The sequence below is a fragment of the Tenacibaculum adriaticum genome (assembly GCF_008124875.1).
Classification (GTDB): Bacteria; Bacteroidota; Bacteroidia; order Flavobacteriales; family Flavobacteriaceae; genus Polaribacter; species Polaribacter adriaticus.
On record NZ_VNIA01000002.1, the window covers coordinates 279,086 to 298,588 of the forward strand.

The window sequence follows — 19,503 nt, forward strand, 5'->3', positions numbered from 1 at the left end:
TTATAAACATTTATTATTTATAGTTTTATTTGCTTCAGTAATTGGAAAATATCCATTTTTACTAATAATTTTTTGTCCTTCAGCACTTAATTCATACACTATAAAGTTTTTGAGTTCATCGGTTGGTTTGCCATCTAAATATTGATATAAAGGTCTTACAATTGGATAAGTCCCGTTATGAATATTATCAGAATTCACAGGTGTAATGGCTTTATGTTGATTGTCTGTATAAATTTTTAGAACTTTAATTCCATCAATAACTTGACCTCCTTCATTGATGATATATCCAATCCCAACATATCCTATCCCCGCTACATCATTTTTAATATTTTCGATAATTTGAGACGTTCCGTTCATTTGTTTCATATGTAAAGAATAATCACCTTTAAGTATGTGTTCTTGAATGAATGAATATGTTCCGGAATTACTTTGTCTACCATACAAAGAAATTTCTTGATCTTTTCCTCCTATTATAGACCAATTAGTAATTTTTCCTGTATAGATCTCTTGAGCTTGAGTTAAGGACAAACTATCAATTACTGAAGATTCATTAACTATAAATGATAAAGCATCTACAGCAAAAATAATAGGTGTGACATCTACATTTCGTTCTTTAGCAAGCTTAATTTCAATAGGTTTAAACGCCCGTGAAGAGTTGGCAATATCTGTTTTTTTATTAATGAGCGCAGCAATACCAGTTCCTGAACCTCCTCCTGTAACCGCTATAGAAACATCAGGATGTGTACTCATATATGATTCTGCCAACATTAGTACCAAATTAACCTCGGTATCTGATCCTCTAACCACAATGGTTTTAATATTACGCTTTTGGCATCCTAAACAACATAATACTATAAAAATCCAAAATTGTTTCATTTATACGTATATAAATACTAAATATACCGCTTGGATTATAAGCTAAAGTTAAATGTATTTAAAGTAAATGTTAAATACCCGCTTTTATTACCCATAAAAAAACTAGCATACTTGTTTTGTATGCTAGTTTTTTTTAGTGTATGTATCAAAAATTCTAATTCTTAAGAGATGCCATATCAATTACAAAACGATATTTTACATCCGAACTGGTAACTCGATCATAAGCCTTGTTAATATCTTCCATATTAATAAGCTCTATATCTGAAACAATATTATGTTTTCCGCAAAAATCTAACATTTCTTGGGTTTCTTTAATACCTCCAATTAAAGAACCAGCAATACGCTTACGGCCCATAATAATACCTCCTCCATGAAAAGGCTTTAAAGGTTCTACTGCTCCAACCAATACCATAGTAGCGTCTATTTTTAACAACCCAATATAAGGATCCATTTCATGACCTACAGGAATTGTATTGAGTATAAAATCAAAACTCCCTCGGTGTTTCGCCATATCCTCTTGGTTTTTAGAGACTAACACTTCATGTGCACCTAACGTTTTAGCATCTCTACCTTTATCTGGAGAAGTAGTTATCATCACTACATGAGCACCCAAAGCATTAGCAAACTTAACCCCCATGTGTCCTAATCCGCCAAGACCAACAATCCCTACTTTATCTCCTTTTTTAACGTTCCAATGACGTAAAGGAGACCACGTAGTAATACCTGCACATAATAAAGGTGCTGCTGCAGCTGCATCTATGTTTTCAGGTACTTTTAAAACAAATTGTTGATCTACTACTATATCTGTAGAATATCCACCGTAAGTTTGTTGTTTTGGCATGTGTTTATCTGCACTATTATAGGTAAATGTGGCTCCATTTTCACAAAACTGTTCTAAATTGTTTTTACAAGATGAACACGTATGACAAGAATCTACCAAACATCCTACACCTACAATATCTCCTACTTTGTAATTTTTTACATGAGCACCAACTTTGGTGACTCTTCCAATGATTTCATGGCCAGGAACCACAGGGTATACAGAACCTTTCCAATCGTTTCTAACGGTATGGATATCACTATGACAAACGCCACAATAGTCAATTTCTATTTTTACATCTTCTTGCCCAACACTTCTTCGTTCAATATCTAAAGGTTTTAAATCTTTATTTGACGCTAAAGATCCATAGGCTTTTATAATTGTTTTTTGCATGTTTTTATTAATTAGTTAAAGTTACTTTTAATTCAATTTCCGTATTTAATAACTTAGAAATTGGACAAATTTCTTTTGCTTTATGTGCTATTTGTTGAAATTTTTCAGCATCTATTTCTGGTATATTTCCTTCTAAATTTAAAGTGATATTTGTAATACTTCCATCTTGAAAAGTCACTGTGGCGCTTACATCTAAAGATTTTGGGGTAAAGTTTTCTTCACCTAATAAAAAACTTAATTGCATTGCAAAGCAACCCGCATGTGCTGCTCCCACTAACTCTTCTGGATTGGTGCCTTTTTTACCATCTTCAAATCGTGTATGAAACGAATAAGCCGTATTATTAAGTACTTTGCTTGCTGTTGTTAATATTCCTTTACCCTCTTTCCCGCTACCTTTCCACTGAGCATTAGCGTGTCTTGTAAATTTCATAATTGCTAGTTTTATTTGTTAAATGTTTCGCTTAATAAGTCTTGTAGTTCCTGCCATGATTTGGCATCAGCTTCAGCGTTATATTCTAAAGGTAAATTAAATTTTTTACCCAACGCAGTTGCATCTTTACTGGTATAAGCATGTTTTGCTCCTTCATAAGTTACATATTTATAATCTGCATGAATGCTATCCATCATATGTTTAAAATTAACGACAGATTCTGGTGAAACAAAAGGATCTGCTGCTCCATTAGCTACTAATACCTTTGCTTTTAATTTATCGTTTGGCATAATAGGTAATTGTACACCACTGTGAAAAGCTGCAACAGCCGCTAAATCTTCACCAGCGTTTGCCATTGTTAGAACCACACTCCCTCCAAAACAATAGCCGATAGCTGCTATTTTATCTTTGTTTACCGAGGGATGATTTTTTAAGACTTTTATAGCTGCATCAAAACGAGCTTTTGCTTCGCTGATATTTTTCATTACCATACCTGAAAATTTACCTGCATCTGCTGGATGTGCCGCTTGTTTTCCATCACCATACATATCAACAGCAATTGCGGTATAACCAAGTTCTGCAAGCATATTGGCCCTTTTACGTGTGTAATCATTATGTCCCCACCACTCGTGTACTACAAGAATACCAGGACGTTTTTTATCTAGGTTTTTATTATAGACGATATACCCTTTCATTTGTGTACTATCCGTACTATAATGAACTTCTTTTCCTTCCAATTCAATAGCTGTGATTTTAGAAACTTCAGTTGTATCAGATTTTTTAGATTGTTCTTTACAAGCTATAAATAATATAGTAAAGACTAATACTGCTAGTGTTAATGTTAGTTTTTTCATAAGTTATTTATTTTGATTAGACATTTTGTTTTTACCTAATTTCGGGTAATCTGTATATCCTTTTGTACCTGTGGTGTAAAAAGTATTATTATCCCAAGCTGCTAATTCAAGATTATTTTCAAAGCGTTCTACCAAATCAGGATTAGAAATATAAGGTTTCCCAAAAGCTACTAAGTCTGCTTCTCCGGAGGCAATTACCTTATTTCCTTTTTCTTGATCAAAAGCTGAATTAATTATTAAAGTTCCTTTGTATAAAGGTCTGAAATGTTTTGCGATATCGGTAACCGCATAAGGAATATTTGAAACATCTGTAAACGGTTCTGATAAATGGATATACGCTAAATCGTAATCGTTTATTTTTTTTATGATGTATTCAAATGTCGGTATAGTCTCTTCATCCATCGTTATTCCGAAAACACCATTCAGAGAAGGATTAAATCTAGCTCCTATTTTTTGCTCTGGTATAACTTGTTTTATGGCGTCTAGTACTTCAAAGAAAAAACGCGCTCTGTTTTCTATACTACCACCATATTTGTCTTTTCTAGTATTAGAAGTTTTGTTGAAAAATTGATGAAATAAATAGCCGTTGGAAGAATGTATTTCTACACCATCAAAACCTGCTTTTACTGCATTTGCTGCAGCATTTTTAAAATCTTTAATTGTAGTTTTAATATCTTCTGAAGTCATTGCTTCTGGCGCAACGGTATCCTTAAAACCTTGAGGTGTGTAAGACTGTGCATTAGGGTTAATTGCAGATGGTGCCAATGGCAATTTACCATTATGAAAATCTGGATGAGACATTCTTCCTACATGCCATAATTGGATGAAAATTTTCCCACCCTTATCATGTACTCGTTTTGTTACTTTTTTCCAACCTTCTACTTGTGCTTCAGAATAAATGCCTGGAGTATTAATATATCCAACAGCTCTTTCAGATACTTGTGATCCTTCTGTAATAATTAATCCAGCAGATGCTCGTTGTTCATAATACAAACCTTGAAGGTCATCGGTTGGTATATTACCTTCATTGTTCGCTCTACTTCTAGTCATAGGCGCCATAACAACTCTATTTTTTAGGTTTAAGTTTTTATGGTATGGCTCTAATAATGGTTGCTTGCTCATAGGGTGTTTTTTTTTGATTAATAATTACTACAAATTTACACCATAGTTGTATCAAAAATATTGACCTATATCAAGATGAATTTTATTATTTCATCTTCCTTCTAATCCGGCTGATACTTTCAGCAGAAATACCTAAGTAATTTGCAATGTGATAATTAGGGACTCTATTTTCTATATTAGGATAAGTCGTACAAAACTCTAAATAGCGCTCTTTTGCATCTTTTTCTAGCGTAGATAATATACGTTTACGTTGTGCTATAAAAGCATTCGTTACCAAAATTCTAAAATAACGTTCAAAAATGGGGGCTTCTTTAAAAAGCTGTTGAAGATCTTTATAATTAATTGCTAACAACATAGAGTCTTCAATAGCTTCTATATATAGTTTAGAAGGGACATCACCATAAAAGGCATCAAAATCTCCAATCCACCAATTTTCAATAGCAAATTGCAGTATATGTCTGCTACCTTTATCGTCAATATAATAAGCTTTTAAACAGCCTTTAATTACAAAATACTCGTGCTTTACATGGGTGTCTGGTTGTAATAAAAATTTACGTTTAGCTATATTTACTTCAGTTAATTTAGATGTAAATAAGAGTAAATCTTTTTCAGATAAAGTTATATATTTATGAATATGGTCTTTTATAGCCTCTAACATTTTAGAATTGGGTAAATGAGTAATACTTGATTTTATATGTTATTAATTTAATGATTTTAAAATGAAATCCATTTTACTTATAGTGATATCGTATCCTGCTTTAAATAGTTCATCTGTTTTACTTAAAGAAAATACACTATAATTAAAAGGTTTATCTAACTCTATAGCTATATCACATTTCTTTAGGCGTTCTTGTATCGTATTCCAAACAGCTAGATGTAAACAACGTTCTGTAATTTGCAATACTCCCTTTATCTCTTCTTTGTATTGATGCGAGTTTACACTTACCCCTATAATTTTATCGCAAGTATTTATAAGAGGTTCTACAGGTAAATTATTAAGTAATCCACCATCAACATATAAATGATCTTCAATTTTAATAGGTCTAAATAGTAGTGGAACTGCACAGGTTGCTGAGATATACTCAATTAAATTACCAGACGATTTTATTTCAAAATTACCTAGATTTAAATTTGTTACAGAAATGTATAATGGTATTTTTAATTCATTAAAATCATTTGTTATATGTTTATTTAAAAAATCTTTTAAACGTGTCATTTCTGTAAGCCCCCTATTATTAAAACCAATTCTAAATATCTTTAAAAAAGATTTGCTTTTAGCTAATTCTAAAATTTCTAAAGGAGTATAGCCAGCACAATACAAAGCACCTATTAAAGCGCCAGCACTTGTGCCAGAAATGCGGGATGGATAAACATTATTTTCATTTAAAGCTTGTAAAACACCTATATGAGCAGCTGCTCTGGCACCACCGCCAGAAAGTACTATACCTATATTTTTATCATTTTTTTGTGCCATTTATTTGTTTCATTATATCTTCCATCATTTCTACCTGAACTTGTTGAATGTTTAACAATTCTTGTTGTTGGTGTATTATTAAATGGTCTATTTTTTCGTGTAACATTCGTATTTCTAATTCAGACTTTAAATTAATCATATAATCTTGCTTACCTCTTTCCCTGTCTTTTTCTTCTTGTCTGTTCTGACTCATCATAATTACTGGTGCTTGTAAAGCCGCTAAACAGGATAAAATTAAATTAAGAAGTATAAACGGATAAGGATCAAAGTCTTTATTCACTAAAAATAGGATGTTGCTTGTTATCCAAACGAAAATAAAAAGGGTAAAAATGATAATGAATTTCCAACTACCCCCAAAAGAAGCTATTTTGTCTGCCAACAGTTGACCGTAGGTGAAATTTTTAACTTCAGAATCATCTTCAATTTTAGCAGAGATAGTTTCATGATTTTGAATAGTCTTTAAAACATCTTCTTCTAACTCATTCAACTCTCCCACTTCACTAATTAAATAATTAGCAAGGTATTTTTGACGGTATTGGTTTAATTCAGTTAAAGATATAAAGCTATGTCTATTAAAACTAGCGTCATCTTTTTGGATTATTTCAAAAATGGACTTCCTAATAGTCTTTGCATGAATTTTTTCGCTCTCGGGAAACTCTTTTTTAGATAAATTACTAATGAATGTTTTCATTTAGGTTAATTTTAAAAGACTAAATTTAATTAATAATTAGTTATAAAAACTTCATAAAAAAAAATAACTATTATACCTTTGTTTTCTATTTTCAATTTTCTTACTAATGAAAAAAAAACTTAATCAACTCGCTGCGACAGCTATTTGTGGTAATGATATAAGTTCTTCATGTTTGTATGTTTCTGCTTTAGCAATCGTTTATGCAGGTCAATATGCTTGGATTTCGTTACTTATTGTTTCAATAATCCTATACTTATTTAGAAAAATTTACGGCGAAGTAGTTGGCGCTTTACCTTTAAATGGGGGTGCATATAACGCTTTGCTTAATACTACTAAAAAATCTACAGCTTCCTTTGCAGCTTCTTTAACTATTCTTTCGTATATGGCCACGGCTGTAATTTCTGCTAGTGAAGCTGTAAAATATGCTCATAGTTTATGGAGTTCTGTACCTGTTTTAATAACAACAATTCTATTACTTTTTATTTTTATGGGACTCGTAATTAAAGGTATTGGAGAGTCTTCTAAAGTAGCTGTTGTTATCTTTTTATTTCATTTAAGCTCTTTGGTAATACTTTGTTTTTTTAGTATTTACTTCTTATTTTATAATGGTTTTGAAATTCTTACTGAAAATTTTAAAGCTCCTGTAGAAGGCGGAATTATGAAGGCTTTGTTTTTCGGGTTTGCTGCAGCAATGTTGGGCATTAGTGGCTTTGAAAGTTCAGCTAATTATGTTGAAGAGCAACAAAAAGGTGTTTTCCCGAAAACCTTAAAAAATATGTGGATTATTGTTACCGTTTTTAATCCCTTACTGGCTTTTTTGGCCTTATCAATCATACCATTAGCAACTATAGAAACTAATGAAGAAACGTTATTATCTTTTATGGGGAATTTAACTGGTGGAAATTGGCTTTTTTATTTAGTTTCAATCGATGCTGTCTTAGTTTTAAGCGGAGCTGTTTTAACATCTTATATTGGTGTTGGTGGATTGGTAGAGCGTATGGCTTTAGATCGCATTTTACCTAACATATTATTAAAAAAGAACAAAAAGGGTAGCTCTTACCTTATTTTTATTGCTTTTTTTTTACTTTCTGTATCTATACTAGTAATTACAGAAGGAGATTTAGAAGCTCTTGCTGGCGTATATACTATTGCCTTTTTAGGAGTGATGATTTTGTTTGGTATCGGTAATATGTTGTTAAAAATTAATAGAAGTAAATTGCCTCGACCAGAAAGTACAGGCTGGATTGCTCTTATTGTCGCTATTTTAGGAATTATTATAGCACTAATAGGAAACGTAATACTAAACCCAGAATATTTAACTATTTTTTTAAGATATTTATTTCCGACTATTTTAGTAGTAGGTTTTATGTTGTATCGTACACCAATTTTAAAAGGAGTTTTATTATTTCTTGATTATTTAACACCTTCCAATAAGTCGATTTTCAAAACAACAAAGAGAAAAATTAATGTTGCTATCCGAAAAATTAATGCTCAAGAATTTGTTTTCTTTACAAAACGAGATGATGTAGCTACTTTAAATAAAGTTTTGCAATATATTACTGACAATGAAGAAACTAGAAAATTAAAAATTGTTACTCTCTTAAAAGAAAATCAAAAAACTCCTTCTAATCTTAAAAAAGATATTGAAGTGTTAGATAGAGCCTACCCAGATATTGTAATTGAATTTATTGAAGAAGAAGGTAAATTTGGGCCTGAAAAAATAAAAGAGCTCTCTAAACGATGGAATATCCCTGTAAACTTTATGTTTATAGGGTCTCCTGGAGACAAATTCCCTTATAAACTACAAGAACTTGGTGAAGTTAGATTGATTATATAATCGCAATACAACACATATTAAAAGTTAATACTGACATATTATTTGGGGTTTAACGTGGCATTATATTACAACGGCCTTGTTTTTTTAGCAAAAGAAAATAAAACCAGACCTATAACAATAATAATTCCTCCTAAAAGTTGAATACCATAAATTTTTTCTCCAAAAGGAATGGCTAATAACAAAGTAAAGAAAGGTATTAAATTCATGCTTAGGGATGAAACAGTAGCACCTAATTTAACCACACAATAATAAAAAGCTGTATAGGCAATACCCGTACTTAGAACTCCCATAAATAAAATACTTGCCCAAAAAGGGATGCTAGACGGAAGTTGTGTAACCGTTAACTCAGATAGTGAAAACAAAGCAAATAACACAAAGGAAATTAATGAAGTGATTGTCGTTGTTGTTATCGCATCTATATGTGATAAGTATTTACTCACCAAAATTTGTGATAACGAAAATACAATAGCCATTAATAAAATATAAATATCTCCAATTTCGAATTGTAATTGTAATAATTTACTAAAATTACCTTTCATTAAAATTATAGCCACTCCTAAAAAGCTTATAGCAATTGCCAACCATTGTTTTAGATTAATTTTTGTTCTTAAGAAAAGAAAAGAAAGTACACCCGTAATAGCAGGACTTGTTGCAATAATTAAAGAACCGTTTATAGCACTCGTAGTTTTTAATCCTATGTTAAAAAAATAAATGGTTAAAAATATTCCGAAAAATGAAGTAAGAAATAAATACCACCACTCTTTAATAGAAAAACGAATTTTAAAAATTTTCTCTTTATACTGCATGTAAAATAAAATAAGCAGCGATACCACACCGAAGAAAAAACGAAGTGTTGCCACAGACATCGGAGTATAATATTCTAACGCTATTTTTACAACATGAAAATTAGCAGCCCATAAAAGCATGGTAAGGACAAGTAAAAAATAGGAGATTATTAGTTTTGGGTTCATGCTTTATAGAGTGATTTTTAGATGTAGCTCTTTTTCTATCTCTTGATAATTACATCGGTTTAAATTTGTTAAATTTATGAGATTTAATGTTATCTCTTATATATTCTTTAAATATTTTAAGGATCATAATAAACCCTTATAAAAGTAACTATTATCCTAATTTTAGGGTTCATTCATCAAGAAAAACTGATAATATAAATGTATTTTACTTATTTTAAATGATAAAATAAATGTAGTTAATAAGCCATTAAAACCCTTCTAAAACAATTTTCCCTTTTGCTTTTCCTGATTCTAACAAAGCATGAGCTTTTCGTAAATTAGTAACATTAATTTTTCCTAAATGAATACCAACAGTTGTTTTAATCGTTTTATCATCAATCATTTGAGAAATATTATTTAGAATATGATGTTGATTTATAATATCTTCTGTTTGGTATAATGATCTTGTAAACATCAATTCAATATGTATTGAAACTGCTTTTCGTTTAAACGGCATTACATTTAGTTGTTTTGGATCATCTATAAAACCAAATTTACCTTGTGGTTTTATCAACTTCACAATTTCGTCTATATGTTGATCTGTTCCATTTAAACTCACAACATAATCTGGTTCTGGTAATTTATATTTTTGAATTTCTTCACTTAATTTGTTTTGATGATTAATTACATGATTTGCTCCTAATTCCTTCAACCAAGCTGTTGTTTCTTCTCTAGAAGCACTAGCAATAATATTCAACTTTGTCAATTTCTTTAATAATTGAATCATAATAGATCCAACGCCTCCTGCAGCTCCAATTACCAAGATGCTTTTGTTTGCATCCTCTTTTTCAATGTTCATTCTATCAAATAATAATTCCCAAGCCGTTAAAGAAGTTAATGGAAGTGCGGCTGCATCTCCAAAAGACAAGCTCTTTGGTTTTTTACCTACAATACGCTCATCTACCAATTGAAATTCAGAATTACTCCCTTGTTTTGTTAAATCTCCTGCATACCATACTTCATCCCCAACTTTAAATAAACTTACTTTATCTCCTACTGCTTCTACAGTTCCCACAGCATCCCATCCTATGATTTTTGGAATTTCTAAAACAGTATCTTTTGCTGCATTTTGTCTTATTTTATAATCTACTGGGTTTACAGAGATCGCTGCTATTTTAACTAATAAATCATATCCAGCAGGGGTTGGCTTTTCCGTTTCAAACTCAATAAAACTCTCTTTTTCTGTTATTGGTAATGATTTTTTAAATCCGATTGCTTTCATAATGTATTCTCCTGTTTTCTTATTTATTGATAATAGATGATACAAAGATATAAGTACATGAATCTATTTTTAATGTATAAAAAATGGAGATTCATGTACTTTTAAAGGTTTAAAAAGAAAAATTCATTAAATTATATAAAATTATCCTAATTTTGGACGTAAAACATACATAAATGGAAGTGTTAGAAGCTTACGAACCTTTTAAAATACAAGAAGTTGAACTATCTGAATGGAAACAGCGTCCTGTTAAAAATAACTTTTTTGAATTAGTTTTAGTGAAGGAAGGTAAAGGTACACAGTGTATTAATTATAATGAGTATCCTTATGAGAAAGAAAGTGTTTTCTTACTTCCCCCATTAAAATGTCATTCATTTAATATTGAAAAGCCTACAAAGTTTATCTTTTTACAATTTACAGATTCTTTTTTTAAAAATAGTAACCACATCTCTATAAACCAGAATGAGTGGTTTAAAGAAGCTTCTTACATACTTTCTAACTACAATCAGTTACCTGGCGATATTATAAAAGAAAATATTGATAGACAGCATTTAAAAAGCCTTATAGCTATGATTTTACAAGAATCTAGAAATCACGGTAAAGAATCTATTATACTTATTAAAAGTTTAATGATGAGTATTATGGAAATACTATTACGTAATATTAAAAGAGGTAATTTTTTTGAAAATCAAAAAAATAATAGAGATGAAAGAATTACGAAAATGCTAATGTATATTAATGAGAATATTCATCAACCTCATTTATTAAAAGTAGAACATTTAGCGGATGTATTTATGATTTCTCCTACCTATGTTAGTGAGTTTTTTAAAAAACAAGTTAACATATCTTTACGAGAATATACTATTAAAGCGAAACTTAAATTGGTAGAAATCCGCTTATTAAACTCCGACTACACACTTACAGAAATAGCACATGAATTAGGTTTTACAGACGTAAGTCATTTATCAAAAACCTTTAAACGTTACGTTGGTTCTTCTATTCGTGAGTTTAAAAATAATGGTGAGTATGTATTATTAAAGCGAAGTTCATGTACTGTTTAATTAAAATTGTTTAAATCAATTCTATTTTCTTTCAATTGAGATTTAAATAAAAAAATCCCAAAACAGCAATGCTTTGGGATTCAATTATATTTAGAAATAAATTTATTTTATATTTTAGCCGTAGCAATAACCTGTCCGACTGTTGCCACTTCACCTCGTTTCACTTTAATTTCTTCCAAAACACCCGTAAACGGAGCGGGTACTTCAAAAGCTACTTTTTCGGTTTGTACTTCAACCAAAGTCTCTCCTTCTTCAAAAGCATCGCCTGATTCTTTGTACCATAGTACAACTAAGTTTTCGGTTCCTTCTCCTAATTCTTTAGGAAGTATAATTTCTTTTAATTGTTGCGACATACTTAACTAGATAATAGGCTTTCTACAGCATCCATTATGTTTTGAGAACTAGGAATGACGTGTTTTTCTAGCACTCTACTATATGGTATAGGCACATCTGGTACTGCTAAACGAACTACAGGTGCTTTTAAATGATGAAATCCTTCCGAAGCTACAATAGCACTAATTTCAGCAGTTATTCCGTAAGAAAAATAATCCTCATCAACCACCACTAATCGATTTGTTTTAGCTATTGAATTTAATATGGTTTCTTTATCAATAGGTTTAATAGATCGTAAATCAATAACCTCTGCCTCTACGCCTTGTTTTGATAATTGTTCGGCAGCTTTTAAAGCTTCAACCGTCATCATTTGTACACCAACAATAGTCACATCGGTACCTTCTCTAACTACTTTGGCTTTGTTTAACGGAATGGTATATGCTTCTTCAGGAACAGGCCCTAGAGAAGCTTCTAACTGATCCATCCAACCTAAACCTTGTAATGTTTTATGGAACATAAAAATTACTGGATTTTCATCTCTTATAGCCGATATCAACATTCCCTTAATATCACTTGGAAATGTGGGTGCAACTACTTTTAACCCGGGTAAATGTCCGAAACTTGCATATAAGGTTTGTGAATGTTGCGCAGCATCACTATATCCACCTCCAACAGCGGTTAAAAGTACAATAGGAAGCTTTACAGACCCACCACTCATATAATGAATTTTAGCCATGTGGTTATAGATTTGATCCATTACCACTCCGTGAAAATCTACAAACATCAGTTCTACTACAGGACGTAATCCTTCTGCTGCGGCACCAATAGCTGCCCCAATAAACCCTGTTTCAGAAATTGGAGTATCCATAACTCTCTCCGGACCAAATTTATCGTACAAACCGGTTGTAGAACCAAAAATACCACCATATTTACCCACATCTTCTCCCATAATAAAGATATTAGAATCTCTATTCATTTCTTGTTCCAAAGCCTGAATCATGGCTTTACTTCCTGTTAGTTTTTTTATTTTCTGTTTTGTTGTTTCCATTTTTGAATGTTTTAAGGTTTTTATTACCTAACTAGCAGAATACATCTTCCAAAGCTTCAGTTGGCTCTGGATACTCGCTATGTATAGCAAATTCGTACGCAGTATCTACTTTTTTATACACTTCCTCATCTATCGATTTAATTTCCGATTCAGTTGCTAATTTCTCTTTTAACAGATATTGTTTTAAACGTTTAATAGGATCTTTTTCCCGCAAAGAAGGAGCTTCTCCTTTATTTCTATACAACTCTGGGTCTCCTTGAAAATGTCCTAAAAAACGATAAGTTTCAATTTCAATAATTGAAGGCCCCTCTCCTCTTCTAGCTCTTTCGACAGCTTCTTTACTTACCTTGTACATTTCAATTGGGTCGTTGTCTTTAACTAAATAGCCTTTAATTCCATATGCTTTTGCCCTAACATCGTTGTAAGGCACACTGGTAGAATCTTTTTTAGCAACAGAAATTCCCCAAGAATTATCTTCAACAACTACTATAAAAGGTAGTTTCCATAAAGCAGCAAGGTTTAATGATTCGTGAAAAGCTCCAGTATTGGCAGCCCCATCACCAATAAAAGCAACAGCAACCCAATCGTTTTCTCTTTTTTTATTAGCAAGAGCAGCTCCTACAGCATGTGGCATTCCTGCAGCTACAATACCACCACATGAGAATTTTACATTAGGATCAAATAAGTGCATATGCCCACCTTTACCTTTACTGAGTCCAGTTTTTTTTCCGTAGATCTCCGCAGCCATTTTTTTAAGGTCTACTCCTTTTGCAATAGCTTGATGGTGCGGACGATGTGTAGCAGTTACCGTATCATTTTTAGTAAGATGCACAATCATAGAGGCAGCTGCAGGTTCTTGTCCATTAGATAAGTGCATTTCACCCAGTACTGGTCCTGCTCCAATATTAAATACGGGTTGCTTACCTTCTAGGTAAGCTTTTTCCATTTTCTCTTCAAAATATCTAGAGGTTTTCATTGCTCTATATATCCAAAGAAAATCCTTTTTAATTGTTTGATTCATGACGATAGCTTATTATTTTCTATAAAAATAACGAGCCAACTAGCTAAAAAAAATGACTTATATCATATTGATAAACAATTGTTTATATATTTTAGGAATTATTAAGAGTTTTTCAATTTTAATCCTCGTTATCGTCATCTATTTTTTTAGCACGTCCTCGATATTCAATAGAAGTACGATGAGAACTAATAACATAAATACTACTTGTTAAATTAGGAAAAAGTCGAATAGTTACCCTATAATTTTCTGACCTTGAATTGGAATCATTTATTGAAAAATTGATGGTAAAATTTCCTTTGTCGGTCTTCTCCACTTTATACTCTTTTGGTACTCCTTTAAACTCAATACCAATTTTACTACTATTTGGATAACCACCCATTTGTCGCTCACCAAAATAAGGTAAATACCCAGATACTGTATCATTCTTAATAGTAAAATAATTGGCATTACCAGAGATATCAACCATACTCGCATTACTTCCAGGAGGAAATAACCCTGTATTTTGTAAACGCATCAGTGCGCCAGTAGCTCTTGGCTGTGCCCAGTTTGATTCAATTTTAAAGGATTTACTGTTTACAAGGTTTTCGAAATTTTGAAGTTCTTGAGGTGTAAATTTCTTTTTAGTTGCGCACCCTATTAACAATCCTATTATTAAAAAAAGGAATAAAATATTTTTCATGACTAAATCAGTTAAATAATTACGTTTAAATTTACGGAAATTTCCATTAAAAAAACTGATTTTTAACATGTTATAAAAAAAAATCATATTCACTTATAAGAAAAAAACTATTTGTAATTAACTGTTCTTAATTTTATTTTGTTTTTGCAACATGTAAACTTCTAAAAAGATTATGACCTTCGCTTTTCCATATCCCTGAGAAATTTTTTGGTAAAACAAAAAAATCATTAGTATAAAAAGTTTGTACTTCTTTATCTTCTGATATAATTGTGACTTTGCCTGCTAAAACATAAATAAGCTCTTCTTTTAAGGTTCTTTTTAATTCTTTTAAGGTAGAACTTTCCGACTTTGTTTTAATAGTTAAATCAATTCCTTCAAATAAAATATCAGAATACGTTTTGTTTTCTAAAGGAGTAATATTAATTCCGGCTAATTTTATATTATCTAAAGTTACAGGTAGTTTTCCTGAAATATTATCTGTTGTCTTTCTATTTAAAGCAACAACGGCTAGTTCATGATAATAAGACTTCCCTCCTTGTGTTTCCCAAACCCCTTCAAAACCTCTAGGGGCTATAAAAAAGTCATTTTTATTATAAAAAAATTCTTCTTTATTTTTTAGTTGTAAACGAGCTCGACCATTTAAAACAAAAATAAATTCATCAGTAACATAACTATCCCATTTGGCAACTGCTGTTTCACTAGCAACTATGAAAACACCTATTTCAGAACCTATAAACAAGTTTTTTTGAAATAACTTCCGCTCGGGTTGATGCTTATTGTTTTTAGGTTTCAAATTTAAACCAGATAAAGCAATTTTATCTATAGAGATTGATTTTAAACTTTCATTTTGTGCAGTAGACAATTGACTAATAGAAATTATGGAAATTAAAATGAACTTGAACAATGTTTTCATTACTTATTTTTTTTAAGATGAGACAAATTAAGTAAATTGAAAACCCATTGTTTTGTTTTTTAGAACTGAATAAGTCTAAAAATACATTTTTGGACTTATTTTTATTGTGAAATACTTTTCTTGAAAACAGATGGAGTTGTATTAGAAAGTTTTTTAAAGGTGGCAAAAAAAAGATGATTTTGAACTAAAACCAGCTTCGTAACCTATTGCTTCTATAGTAAATTTATTATAATTGATTAATAATTGTTTCGCTTCTTTAATTCGATATTCATTTAAAAATAAAGTAAAACTTTTACCAATATTCTCATTGAGTAACTGTGATAATCTGTTTGATGTTATATTCAATTCTTTAGCTACATCATTTAATTTTAAATTAGACTTTTTATAGAGCTTTTCCTTTTCCATCAATTTTTTTAATTTATTTAACAAAATAAGAGCTTCAGCATCTTTAATCTTCTTTAAAGCAGGTTCCTTTTGAAATACAACTATTTTTTTCTTATTAAAAAGTAAATAACCAATTGTAATATAAAACACTAAAGAAAACCATATAGGTCCAAAAACATAGGTCGTTTTCAGAGATATAACAAAACCAAGAGTTATTAATACATTAGCTGCAAATAGAATAACTAACCATCTGTTTTCTGATGTAAGCATCTTACGATTGTTAATTATTTTAATAACGATTGGTTTTATGAATTTAGCAGATAAAATTAGGTATATTGTTAAAGTACCGTGAATGTAGTATCGGATAAAAAAATTCCAAATTTTTGGATGCTTTGAAAAAGGAAAAACAACACTAAAAATTGTAATTAACAAAATGAGAACCCCTATATGTATTTTATCTGTTTTAAATATTTGTTTTTCAAATTTTATATGAGATTTCAAGTAGACAAATAAGAAAGGACCTATTAAAAAATTTGCAATAAATCCTGATTGAATAATTATTTTGGGAATATCCTTTTTGAAGAAATAAAAACAAGATGCTCCAACACGAATACAAATCATTAAAAGCAAAAAACCAAGACAATAGTTTACTAATCTTTTTGGTCTTACTCCCAAAAGAAAATAAACACTAAGCAACAGTCCATTAAAAACACCTAAGGCACTAAAGAAAAATAATATTTGATGAGACAAGTACACAAATCTTAAATAAAAACAATATAATAATTTTAATTAAGTGAAGCTAAATTTCCACTCTCGCGTTTCTATCGTTAGAGGAAAAAGCATTTAGCTTCCTATTTATTTTCATTTATTTTTTATTTTTACCGAAAATAAAAATATTTAAAGCAATATTTTTTTGAATTATCAATCCCTATGAAAAAATTATTTTTACTTATTACATTTTTAAGCTTACAACAATTGTTTTCTCAAATGTCAGCTACTGAAGAGACTTATTTGGGAGAAATTATGTTTAAAAAAGTAAATTTACTAAGAAAGAAAAAAGGAATTCATCCTTTAAAAAGAAGTAAGGACTTAGCAGAAGCTGCGAAATTTCAGACAGATTTTATGTCTTCTAACAATACGGTAAACCATTTTCAAGAAGAGGAGAAACTGTATAAAACACCCTTAAAAAGAGTTCGTTATTTTACTACAGATTTTGATAATGTAGGAGAAAATATTTTGAAGACAAGAAGAATTAATCCACCATTTGTAAAAAGAAAGCTTAATCTTATAGCAAATCTTATTTTTAATTCGTGGAGAAAATCTCCAGATTATTATAAAAATATGATTTCTGGCTCATTCACTTATGCTGATTTTGGTTTTACATATAACCCTACTCTAAAGCAAATTTTTGCTGCTCATGTTTTTGCAAACAAAGAATATAAAGTTTCAAATCAATTATCTGAATATGCTTTCGGAATAAAAACAGACACAACCAATTGTAATAGCCTTTCAAAAGAATACGACCATATCTATACGAACTTAGGTAATAGCATTAGCATAGAAAATGATGAAGTTCTTCTAAAATATGATAACATCGATGATTTATCAAAATTATTAACTGGTGAAAATGATGGTTTTGCTATTGATTTAGTTACTCGAGAACAATTACAATGTAATATTCCTAATAAATTAGATGCCTCTCCTATTTATGATGGAATTTTATTAAAGCCAATTTATAAAAATGAATTATTTACTAATAACAAAGCTGAAAATGGACATAATTTTGTTGTTTCATTAGGAGAAATACCTGCATTTTTAAAAGGCAAAGAAATTAGTCCAAACCTTATTATTATAAAAGAAAACACAAAGTGTGATTATAGAGTTCCTACTCCTATAAAAGACAATCGTTTTCAATTAATGACTATTGAACCAAAATTTGAAGAACCATATATAGATTTACAAAATCAAGGAATTTATATTGCTAAAGAACTATTTTTCGAATTTGAAACTTCAAAATCAACTACAGATAAATACACCCAAGCTAATTTCGATTTAGATAACGTACATTCTTTTGATATAAAAAGTTATACTTCTATCGACGGAAGTGAAAAAGCTAATGAAATAATACAAAACAAACGTGCCGCCTTTATAAAAAAACATATTGGTGATGTATTAGGTTTTAGCTTAGACTTTAAAAATTAATATTGATGCTAGAGCAAATTGGCCTTTATTTGATTATCAATTAGAGTTGTATGGTTATAAAGATAAATTGAACTTATCGAAAACTGCCAAAAGAGCATTCGCTAATAAAACCCTAAAAAATAGTTGGGAAGCTCAATTTGCACAACAAAGAAAATCTAAATTGATTGCTTTTCAACATGGTTATTGGAACAGAAATAATAAACAACATGGTTTTTATAATTTATTGAATGGTTTAATTACCGATAATGTTCATCTGGTGAACAAATCTTTAATTTATCTTTACAATCAAGAAGAAGTAAATTATGATTTGGATAAAGATTTCATTTTAGATAAATTATTAAAAAATAAAGATTTGGTACAAAACGTATCCGCTTTATTTACAAAAAACATAGATGTATATAATCTTGATTATGTTGTATATTTTATTAATTATTGGTTAACAAGAGCTGAATCTTTAACAGCTGAAGCTCAAAAAAACCTCTTAAACTTATATACACATACTACTTTTAGAGTCTTACAAAATTGGAATGAAGACAGTAAAGATGTAGCTAGAATATTACATCCAGACAATGTAGAGCCTTTATTTAAAGTGTACAAAGCTAAAAGTACTATTGATGCGCTGCACTTAAATTACCATATGGCTAAAATTGAATATTTTAACAAGTTAAATCAAAAAGATAGAATTCAAGAATCTTTTGATTTTGTTACTACCAATTTTAAAAACAGTACAAAAACGATAGACGATAAAATAGCTTTAGCTTCTTTCTTTAACGTTTGGAATTCTTATGATACAGCAAAACAATTATTATTAGAAGAATTTTCTAAAGATAATTTAAATGAAGAAGCTGCGTTTATGTTAGCAAAAATCTTAATTGCTGATGCAAATAAAAACGATGAAGTATCAGCTAAACTTCAAAAAAAGGCAATAGAATTTAATAAAGAAAGATGGTGTAATTGGATTACTAAAGATTTTCAAAACCTACAATTAAAACATGTAAAAGGGATGTATTGCTCAACTTGCAGTCAGCAATAATTGGTTTCAAATAAAAAAATATTCTTATTTAAATAAAACAAAAGCCCAATGTCTCATCATATTTCCGAGACATTGGGCTTTATACATTTTAATTAAGATTGTG

20 protein-coding genes are annotated in these 19,503 nt (G+C 30.1%); 4 read left to right on the forward strand and 16 right to left on the reverse strand.

What is annotated here, in order from left to right; all coding sequences use genetic code 11:
* The 8 genes from C7447_RS06795 to C7447_RS06830 form a co-directional block, all read right to left on the reverse strand.
* Positions 1-876, reverse strand: a complete 876-nt coding sequence (locus tag C7447_RS06795; protein ID WP_148869760.1) for a phosphate ABC transporter substrate-binding protein — start codon at positions 874-876, stop codon at positions 1-3.
* A 154-nt stretch (positions 877-1,030) separates the two neighbouring features.
* A complete protein-coding gene (locus C7447_RS06800) occupies positions 1,031-2,089 on the reverse strand; it encodes an NAD(P)-dependent alcohol dehydrogenase (protein ID WP_148869761.1) in 1,059 nt (352 codons plus the stop codon).
* Positions 2,090-2,096: 7 nt separating this feature from the next.
* A complete protein-coding gene (locus C7447_RS06805) occupies positions 2,097-2,519 on the reverse strand; it encodes an OsmC family protein (RefSeq protein ID WP_148869762.1) in 423 nt (140 codons plus the stop codon).
* Positions 2,520-2,530: 11 nt separating this feature from the next.
* Positions 2,531-3,373 (reverse strand): dienelactone hydrolase family protein, encoded by an 843-nt coding sequence (locus C7447_RS06810; protein WP_148869763.1) that lies wholly within the window; start codon positions 3,371-3,373, stop codon positions 2,531-2,533.
* Positions 3,374-3,376: 3 nt separating this feature from the next.
* Positions 3,377-4,495 (reverse strand): alkene reductase, encoded by a 1,119-nt coding sequence (locus C7447_RS06815; RefSeq protein ID WP_148869764.1) that lies wholly within the window; start codon positions 4,493-4,495, stop codon positions 3,377-3,379.
* An 85-nt stretch (positions 4,496-4,580) separates the two neighbouring features.
* Positions 4,581-5,153: a Crp/Fnr family transcriptional regulator gene (locus tag C7447_RS06820; protein ID WP_148869765.1), complete on the reverse strand. Its 573-nt coding sequence runs from the start codon at positions 5,151-5,153 to the stop codon at positions 4,581-4,583.
* A gap of 42 nt (positions 5,154-5,195) precedes the next feature.
* Complete coding sequence (locus C7447_RS06825; RefSeq protein ID WP_148869766.1) at positions 5,196-5,969, reverse strand: patatin-like phospholipase family protein; 774 nt, start codon at positions 5,967-5,969, stop codon at positions 5,196-5,198.
* Positions 5,953-6,660 carry a DUF1003 domain-containing protein gene (locus C7447_RS06830; protein WP_148869767.1) on the reverse strand — a complete coding sequence of 236 codons (708 nt, stop codon included), beginning with the start codon at positions 6,658-6,660 and terminating at the stop codon, positions 5,953-5,955. The genes C7447_RS06825 and C7447_RS06830 overlap by 17 nt, the downstream gene beginning before the upstream one ends.
* Before the next feature lie 106 nt (positions 6,661-6,766).
* Here C7447_RS06830 and C7447_RS06835 point away from each other — a divergent pair, with 106 nt between their 5' ends.
* On the forward strand, positions 6,767-8,497 hold the full coding sequence (locus C7447_RS06835) for an APC family permease (RefSeq protein ID WP_148869768.1): 1,731 nt from the start codon (positions 6,767-6,769) through the stop codon (positions 8,495-8,497).
* Between the two features lie 65 nt (positions 8,498-8,562).
* Here C7447_RS06835 and C7447_RS06840 read toward each other — a convergent pair whose 3' ends face one another.
* Both C7447_RS06840 and C7447_RS06845 read right to left on the reverse strand, forming a co-directional pair.
* Entirely contained in the window at positions 8,563-9,468 is a 906-nt protein-coding gene (locus C7447_RS06840; RefSeq protein ID WP_148869769.1) for a DMT family transporter, read from the reverse strand.
* Positions 9,469-9,715: 247 nt separating this feature from the next.
* Complete coding sequence (locus C7447_RS06845; protein WP_148869770.1) at positions 9,716-10,729, reverse strand: zinc-binding alcohol dehydrogenase family protein; 1,014 nt, start codon at positions 10,727-10,729, stop codon at positions 9,716-9,718.
* Positions 10,730-10,902: 173 nt separating this feature from the next.
* Here C7447_RS06845 and C7447_RS06850 point away from each other — a divergent pair, with 173 nt between their 5' ends.
* Positions 10,903-11,787 carry an AraC family transcriptional regulator gene (locus C7447_RS06850; protein WP_148869771.1) on the forward strand — a complete coding sequence of 295 codons (885 nt, stop codon included), beginning with the start codon at positions 10,903-10,905 and terminating at the stop codon, positions 11,785-11,787.
* A gap of 107 nt (positions 11,788-11,894) precedes the next feature.
* On the opposite strand, the gene C7447_RS06855 is transcribed toward C7447_RS06850, so the two are convergent.
* The 6 genes from C7447_RS06855 to C7447_RS14780 form a co-directional block, all read right to left on the reverse strand.
* A complete protein-coding gene (locus C7447_RS06855) occupies positions 11,895-12,140 on the reverse strand; it encodes a biotin/lipoyl-containing protein (protein ID WP_148869772.1) in 246 nt (81 codons plus the stop codon).
* Between the two features lie 2 nt (positions 12,141-12,142).
* Positions 12,143-13,168 carry an alpha-ketoacid dehydrogenase subunit beta gene (locus C7447_RS06860; RefSeq protein ID WP_148869773.1) on the reverse strand — a complete coding sequence of 342 codons (1,026 nt, stop codon included), beginning with the start codon at positions 13,166-13,168 and terminating at the stop codon, positions 12,143-12,145.
* Positions 13,169-13,199: 31 nt separating this feature from the next.
* On the reverse strand, positions 13,200-14,189 hold the full coding sequence (locus tag C7447_RS06865; RefSeq protein WP_148869774.1) for a thiamine pyrophosphate-dependent dehydrogenase E1 component subunit alpha: 990 nt from the start codon (positions 14,187-14,189) through the stop codon (positions 13,200-13,202).
* Positions 14,190-14,307: 118 nt separating this feature from the next.
* Positions 14,308-14,868 carry a DUF4251 domain-containing protein gene (locus C7447_RS06870; protein WP_170245940.1) on the reverse strand — a complete coding sequence of 187 codons (561 nt, stop codon included), beginning with the start codon at positions 14,866-14,868 and terminating at the stop codon, positions 14,308-14,310.
* 133 nt (positions 14,869-15,001) lie between these two features.
* Complete coding sequence (locus C7447_RS06875) at positions 15,002-15,781, reverse strand: cupin domain-containing protein (RefSeq protein WP_148869776.1); 780 nt, start codon at positions 15,779-15,781, stop codon at positions 15,002-15,004.
* Between the two features lie 153 nt (positions 15,782-15,934).
* Positions 15,935-16,435 (reverse strand): helix-turn-helix domain-containing protein, encoded by a 501-nt coding sequence (locus C7447_RS14780; RefSeq protein WP_170245942.1) that lies wholly within the window; start codon positions 16,433-16,435, stop codon positions 15,935-15,937.
* 660 nt (positions 16,436-17,095) lie between these two features.
* Between C7447_RS14780 and C7447_RS06885 the strand changes: the two genes are divergently transcribed.
* Together C7447_RS06885 and C7447_RS06890 are read left to right on the forward strand one after the other, a co-directional pair.
* Positions 17,096-18,367, forward strand: coding sequence for a CAP domain-containing protein (locus C7447_RS06885; RefSeq protein ID WP_148869778.1), 1,272 nt, complete (start codon positions 17,096-17,098; stop codon positions 18,365-18,367).
* A gap of 67 nt (positions 18,368-18,434) precedes the next feature.
* Positions 18,435-19,400 (forward strand): hypothetical protein, encoded by a 966-nt coding sequence (locus C7447_RS06890; RefSeq protein ID WP_148869779.1) that lies wholly within the window; start codon positions 18,435-18,437, stop codon positions 19,398-19,400.
* The last annotated feature ends 103 nt before the right edge of the window (positions 19,401-19,503 follow it).